This is a genomic window from Mesorhizobium sp. M2A.F.Ca.ET.067.02.1.1, from assembly GCF_004023285.1.
Taxonomy (GTDB): Bacteria; Pseudomonadota; Alphaproteobacteria; order Rhizobiales; family Rhizobiaceae; genus Mesorhizobium.
On record NZ_RZSB01001079.1, the window covers coordinates 1 to 1,447 of the forward strand.

The 1,447-nt window shown below is 65.7% G+C and carries 1 protein-coding gene; it reads right to left on the bottom strand.

All coding sequences use genetic code 11. The features are described 5' to 3' along the window. On the bottom strand, positions 1–1,447 hold a 1,447-nt coding region (locus EOA28_RS35590), incomplete at both ends, for an electron-transfer flavoprotein:ubiquinone oxidoreductase (RefSeq protein WP_128315839.1).

Below are 1,447 nucleotides of genomic sequence, written 5' to 3' on the forward strand. Positions count from 1 at the left end.
CGGCGGCGTTGCCGTCCTTGTCCACCCATTCATAGACGCCGGCCGGGCAATAGCGGGTCGAGGGACCGGCGAAGACGTCGTGCTCGGAACGCTGCTGCAGCGCTATGTCGCCGACGATCAGGTGCACCGGCTCGTTTTCCTCATGGTTGGTGTTGGACAGGAACACCGAGGAGAGCCGGTCGAAGGTCAAGACGCCGTCCGGCTTCGGATAGGCGATCTTCTGATGCTTGGAGGCCGGCTCGAGCGTCGCATAGTCGGCCTTGCCGTGTTTCAGCGTGCCGAAGGGCGAGAAGCCGAACAGCGTGTTCAGCCACATATCGAGGCCGCCGATGCCGACGCCGACGATGGTGCCGAAGCGCGACCAGAGCGGCTTGACGTTGCGCACCTTCTTCAGGTCCTTGCCGATGTCACTGCCGCGCCAGGCCTCCTCATAGGACGCAAGCTCGTCATTGGCGCGGCCGCCGGCGATGGCGTCGGCGACATGCTCGGCCGCCAGCATGCCGGACAGCACCGCATTGTGCGAACCCTTGATGCGCGGCACGTTGACGAAGCCGGCAGCGCAACCCATCAGCACGCCGCCCGGGAAAGACAGCTTCGGCACGGACTGCCAGCCGCCCTCGGTGATGGCGCGCGCGCCATAGCCGATGCGCTTGGCGCCTTCGAAGGTGCCGGCGATCGCCGGATGCGTCTTGAAGCGCTGGAACTCCTCGAAGGGCGAGAGATAAGGGTTCTTGTAGTTGAGGTGGACGACGAAGCCGACCGCCACCTGGTTGTCCTCGAGATGGTAGAGGAAGGAGCCGCCGCCGGTCTTCATGTCGAGCGGCCAGCCGAAGGAATGCTGCACAAGACCCGGCTTGTGGTTCTCGGGCTTGACCTGCCAAAGCTCCTTGAGGCCGATGCCGAACTTGCCCGGCTCGCGGCCGTCGGCAAGCTGGTATTTGGCGATGAGCTGCTTGGCCAAGGAGCCGCGCGCGCCCTCGCCGATCAGCACATATTTGCCCATCAGCGCCATGCCCGGCGCGTAAGCCGGGCCATGCGTGCCGTCCTTCTCGATGCCCATGTCGCCAGTGATGACGCCGGTGACGGCGCCGGCCTCGTTATAGACGAGGCTTGCCGCGGCGAAGCCCGGATAGATCTCGACGCCCAGCGCCTCGGCCTTCGTCGCCAGCCAGCGGCAGACATTACCGAGCGACACGATGTAGTTGCCGTGATTGTTCATCAGCGGCGGCATCAGGAAATTGGGCAGGCGGAAGGAGCCGGCGGGGCCGAGCACCAGGAAATGGTCCGCCGTTACCGGCGTCTTGAAGGGATGATCGCCCTCCTCGCGCCAGCCGGGCAGCAGCCGGTCGATGCCGATCGGATCGACGACCGCGCCGGACAGGATGTGCGCGCCGACCTCGCCGCCCTTCTCCAGGACGACGACGGAGAGTTCCGGGTTGAGCTGCTT